Origin of the sequence: Flavobacterium sp. (assembly GCF_003525665.1) — a bacterium.
GTDB lineage: Bacteria > Bacteroidota > Bacteroidia > Flavobacteriales > Flavobacteriaceae > Flavobacterium.
The window spans coordinates 23,875-28,874 of sequence record NZ_DQDX01000188.1 but is presented as its reverse complement, the minus strand read 5'-3'; the positions used below and the strand labels follow the sequence as shown (position 1 = coordinate 28,874).

General features: G+C 33.1%; 5 protein-coding genes. 1 reads left to right on the top strand and 4 read right to left on the bottom strand.

Annotation, left to right across the window (positions count from 1 at the left end):
- From DIU01_RS13335 to panB, 4 genes are all read right to left on the bottom strand, one after another.
- On the bottom strand, nucleotides 1–1,280 hold a 1,280-nt coding region (locus tag DIU01_RS13335), incomplete at its 3' end, for an aldehyde dehydrogenase (protein WP_290835234.1).
- A 3-nt stretch (nucleotides 1,281–1,283) separates the two neighbouring features.
- Nucleotides 1,284–2,669: a hypothetical protein gene (locus tag DIU01_RS13330; RefSeq protein WP_290835231.1), complete on the bottom strand. Its 1,386-nt coding sequence runs from the start codon at nucleotides 2,667–2,669 to the stop codon at nucleotides 1,284–1,286.
- A gap of 79 nt (nucleotides 2,670–2,748) precedes the next feature.
- Nucleotides 2,749–3,444, bottom strand: coding sequence for an RluA family pseudouridine synthase (locus DIU01_RS13325; protein WP_290835229.1), 696 nt, complete (start codon nucleotides 3,442–3,444; stop codon nucleotides 2,749–2,751).
- A 98-nt stretch (nucleotides 3,445–3,542) separates the two neighbouring features.
- The gene (gene panB / locus DIU01_RS13320; RefSeq protein ID WP_290835226.1) at nucleotides 3,543–4,361 is read right to left on the bottom strand and encodes a 3-methyl-2-oxobutanoate hydroxymethyltransferase; all 819 of its coding nucleotides are present in this window, start codon (nucleotides 4,359–4,361) and stop codon (nucleotides 3,543–3,545) included.
- A 124-nt stretch (nucleotides 4,362–4,485) separates the two neighbouring features.
- On the opposite strand from panB, the gene DIU01_RS13315 reads away from it, so the two are divergent.
- Nucleotides 4,486–4,917: a nuclear transport factor 2 family protein gene (locus DIU01_RS13315; protein ID WP_290835224.1), complete on the top strand. Its 432-nt coding sequence runs from the start codon at nucleotides 4,486–4,488 to the stop codon at nucleotides 4,915–4,917.
- Nucleotides 4,918–5,000: the final 83 nt, after the last annotated feature.

Genomic DNA, 5,000 nt, shown 5'->3' with positions numbered 1-5,000 from the left:
GGAGCATATCTAAAAGGAAGATCTAACCAAGTTTTTTTGTTAACAATTGCTTTTTTATGTGAGAAAATATCAAAATTTAATTTGCCGTGATAAGCTCCAATTCCGCTGTTTCCAACACCACCAAATGGTAATCTATTGTTAGAAAAATGTACAATGGTATCATTGATGCATCCGCCACCAAAAGAATATTTTTTTACAATTTCTTTGGCCCAATTTATTCTATTGGAAAACACATAAAGTGATAATGGTTTTTCGTAATTTGAAATTATTTGCTCAATTTCAGTTTCATTTTTATAACTAATTATCGGCAAAATTGGTCCGAAAATTTCGTCTTTCATTACTACGCTATCCAATTGTGATTCGTCCAAAAGAGTAGGAGCGATGTAATAATCTGCATTGTTAGTTTTACCGCCAAAAAGTACTTTTTCGTTGTTTAAGAATTCAGAAAGTCGAAGGAAGTTCTTCTCATTGACAATTCGAGGAAAATCGGGAGAAATTTCAGGATTTTCGCCATAAGCAAAGGTGATTTCTTCTTTTAATGCTTCAACAATTTTCGATTTTACATTGGTATGAACTAGTAAATAATCGGGTGCAATGCAGGTTTGTCCAGCATTTAGAAATTTTCCCCAAACAATTCGTTTGGCGGTTACTTGAACATTGCAATTTTCATCAATAATACACGGATTTTTTCCGCCAAGTTCCAATGTCACTGGAGTTAAAAATTCTGCTGCTGCTTTTGCAACCACTTTTCCAACGGTAACGCTTCCTGTAAAGAAAATATAATCCCAACGCTGAGCTAGTAGTTTTGTAGAAACTTCGGCATCACCTTCAATGACTTCAACATGGTTTTTATCAAATACTTCTGCTACTATTTTAGAAATAATTTTGGAGGTATTCGAAGTTAATTCTGATGGTTTTAATACGACTTGATTTCCTGCAGAAACTGCTGCTATTAAAGGACATAAAGCCAATTGAAACGGATAATTCCAAGGCGAAATTACAAGTACTTTTCCATAAGGTTCGCTCAAAATATAATCGGACGACGGAAAATTTAAAAGTGAAGGCAAAACCTTTTTTGGTTTTGCCCACTTATTAATGTTTTTAATGGTGTGTTTTAAATCGGAAATCACATAACTAGTTTCGGTTATAACTGATTCAAATTCAGATTTTTTGAAGTCGTTATATAAAGCTAAAGTAATTTCATTTTCATACTTTATTAAGGTAGAAAGAAGAAGTTTTAGTTTGTCTTTTCGGTAAGCAATGTTAGTTTTGAATTCCATTTTTTATAAAAATCCCCATCTAAAACCAGTGTAAATATCTGCTTGTTTGCTATTATCGCTCGCTAAAGCAGTAATCACAGAACTTGATCCTAAGTAAAATCCGCCAATTCTAAAACCAACACCACTGCTAAATCCTGCAATTTCGGTATTGCTAAAAGGTGCAAATACTTCAAAAAATCTAGTTGTAAAACGTGGCGTAATGGTTACAATGTTTTGAGCTGTGATTTGATCGTTACCGTTATTTTCATTCAGCTTTTGTTGTAAAAATCCCGAAATGAAAACTTTAGGAATAAGTTTTACATCGGCATAAGCTGTAATGGTAGTTGGTAATTTTACTGTGAATTCGTTCTTTTCTGCTTCTACTTTATTTAAATAGCCTTCGTTAATGAGAATTTCTTCAACTTCTTGAAGATTTTCGACATTTTGAAATTGATTTAAGTTTAAACCAGGATTCCCTATTGTTGCTGACGGAATATTTAAAACATAATTAGTGGCGTAATTATTATCGTCTTTAAACGTCATTGAGCCAATATTTCTTACAGATAAACCTGCATTCAATTTGTATTTATTTTGATTCTTCTTCGGATTATCTTCGGGTTGATCTCTCCATTGGTAGTTAATTCCTAAATCGCCAGAAAAACCGTTTAATCCGCCAATTAGTGATTTGGTATAGTCATTAACATTTGAAAAATTATCTGCCAATCCGCCAGAATAGGCAATATTTAGGTTGACATTGTTAACATTACTCAAGTAAACATCGCCAGCAGTATTTGTAATTGTTCCGTTAAATTTATCCAAACCAAGGTTAGAATACGATCCAGGAAAAAGTAATTTAAAAGTAGCTCCAACATTAAATTTATGTTCGGCATTGTTGATGATATTCATGGCGCCAGTCAGCCCAACTTCACCCCAAGTGGTTCCACTTAAACGCTGGTTGTAATCATTGCTAATTGTTGTTGAACCAAATAAACTGTTCAAACCTGCATTCACCAATCCATCACCAAGATTTGGATCTACGTCAACAACATCAAGTTTTCCTGTGATTTTTGTGGTAATTGCAAAGGCTAATTTTTTGTATTTCATTCCAAAACTTGGTCCGTAAATTTCGGTGTCCACTCTTAAATTTACTGGATCATTTCCTGTAAAAAGTATGGTTTCTAAATCGCTATCAGAAAAAAGGTCGTTAATACCAATTTTGTTATTAGAAACATTGGCACTTAAGGAATAGAAACCTACTTCAAATGTGTGTGACATGTTAACAAGTTCGGCCGGATTGTTGGTTGCAGATAAAACTCCAACGCGATTAGAAGTCGTTAAACCAGCAAAATGCTCTTGTGAAAAAGCAGTAATTCCAATTAAGGAAATCGAGGTAATTAGTAATTTTCTCATAGGTATCAATTATAATTTGGGGTTATAACAATTACTTACGTAGAAACCCTACGTTTATGTTTTGTAAATATATACTTTTTTAAATTGAATTCCAAATAGCATCCGATGGAGTTGGAGCAATAATTTCTATATTTTCTTTAGAAACTGGATGTATAAAACTTAATTTTCTAGCATGAAGATGAATGCCGCCATCAGGATTACTGCGGTCAAAACCATATTTTAAATCACCTTTTATTGGTGAACCAATTGCTTGTAATTGGGCGCGAATTTGATGATGTCTTCCCGTATGAAGGTTAATTTCTAAAGCAAAATAGTTGTTTAATTCTTTGATGATTTTATAATCTAAAGATGCTTTTTTACTGTCGGGAACTTCTTTTAGATGTGCTTTGGAAGTGTTGTTTTTTTCATTTCTTTTCAGAAAATGTATCAGGTTATCTTCACTTTTTGGTGGTTTATTTTTTACAACTGCCCAGTACGTTTTACTGGTTTCTCTTTCGCTAAACATTTTATTCAATCGTTCCAATGCTTTGCTGGTTTTGGCAAAAACTACGATTCCGGTTGTTGGTCTGTCTAATCTGTGAACTACGCCAAGAAAGACTTCGCCTGCTTTTTCATATTTATCTTTAATGTATTCTTTTACAATTTCGGATAAGGGTTTGTCACCAGTTTTATCGCCTTGCACAATATCGCCAACGCGCTTGTTAATCACAATAATATGATTGTCTTCATGAAGAATTTGAAGATTGGATTTGTTGGAAACGATTTTTTCTGCCATATTTTTTTGATGTTCAGTTTACTGCAAACTAAAATCTGCAAACTGTAATCTGTAATCTGTAATCTGTAATCTGAAACCTGCTATCTGAAACCTGCTATCTAATATTGCTCATTAGCATTTGGAAAATCCTTACTCTTAACATCACTTACATAATTACCGATAGCTTTGGTCATTTGATCGTATAAATCTAAATAACGACGTAAAAATCTCGGACTAAATTCATTGTTCATTCCAAGCATATCGTGAATTACTAAAACTTGTCCGTCAACGCCGCCACCAGCGCCGATTCCTATTACTGGAATCGAAATACTTTGGGCAACTTTTTCCGCTAAATGCGCTGGAATTTTTTCTAAAACCAAGGCAAAACAACCTAATTTTTCTAATAATTTTGCGTCTTCAAGCAATTTCTCAGCTTCGGCATCTTCTTTTGCACGAACGGTGTAAGTTCCAAATTTATAAATAGATTGTGGAGTTAAACCCAAATGTCCCATAACTGGAATTCCGGCGTTTAATATTTTCTTGATTGAATCTTTAATTTCGCTTCCGCCTTCTAATTTTACCGCATGTCCGCCACTTTCTTTCATGATTCTGATTGATGAACGAAGCGCTTCTTTTGGATCCGATTGGTAACTTCCAAAAGGTAAATCTACCACAACCAAAGCGCGTTCAATTGCTCTTACAACACTCGAAGCATGATAAATCATTTGATCTAAAGTTATTGGTAAAGTCGTTTCGTGACCTGCCATAACATTACTGGCAGAATCGCCAACTAAAATTACGTCAACACCAGCAGTATCAACAATTTTTGCCATGGTAAAATCATATGCTGTAAGCATCGAAATCTTTTCGCCATTGGCTTTCATTTCAATTAATGATTTGGTGGTAATTCGTTTGTAATCTTTTTTAGCTACTGACATGAATATTAGATTTTAAATTTCAAATATTAGATTTAAGAATGTAAAAGTACTAAAATCGATTAGTTTTGTAATAAATAGCATAAAAAATATACTAATATTATTGTAACTACAAATTTGTATTAAAATGAAAAAAATATCCTTTTTACTGATTCTGATATTTTCGGTTTCAGTAAACGCTCAAAATCAAGAAGTTCAAAAAACAATCGAAACTTTTTTCGAAGCTTTTCATGCAAAAGATACCGTGAAATTAAAATCAATTTGTTCTGATAAAATTATCTTGCAATCCATCCAAGAAAATGCAAATGGAGGAAAATTATCGGATGAAGCAGCTTCAGAATTTTACAAATCAATTGCTTCAATTCCGGCGAATTTTAATATTAAGGAAAAGATTTTGAATTATTCCATTCAAGTTGATGGCACAATGGCACATGCTTGGACGCCTTATGAATTCTACATAAATGATAAATTGAGTCACAAAGGCGTGAATGCATTTACACTTTTTAAAGAAAACGATGTTTGGAAGATTATTTACGTTATAGACACTAGAAGAAAGTAATTCTGTAATTTTGTATTCTAATTTAGTTTCAAATTGAAAAACATCCTAATCATAGACGACGAAGAAAAACTTCGTGGACTTTA

Excerpts from the sequence above, each read along its gene's own strand:
- panB (WP_290835226.1), bottom strand. The coding sequence starts at position 4,361 with ATGTCAGTAGCTAAAAAAGATTACAAACGAATTACCACCAAATCATTA.
- DIU01_RS13315 (WP_290835224.1), top strand. The coding sequence starts at position 4,486 with ATGAAAAAAATATCCTTTTTACTGATTCTGATATTTTCGGTTTCAGTA.
- DIU01_RS13325 (WP_290835229.1), bottom strand. The coding sequence starts at position 3,444 with ATGGCAGAAAAAATCGTTTCCAACAAATCCAATCTTCAAATTCTTCAT.
- DIU01_RS13330 (WP_290835231.1), bottom strand. The coding sequence starts at position 2,669 with ATGAGAAAATTACTAATTACCTCGATTTCCTTAATTGGAATTACTGCT.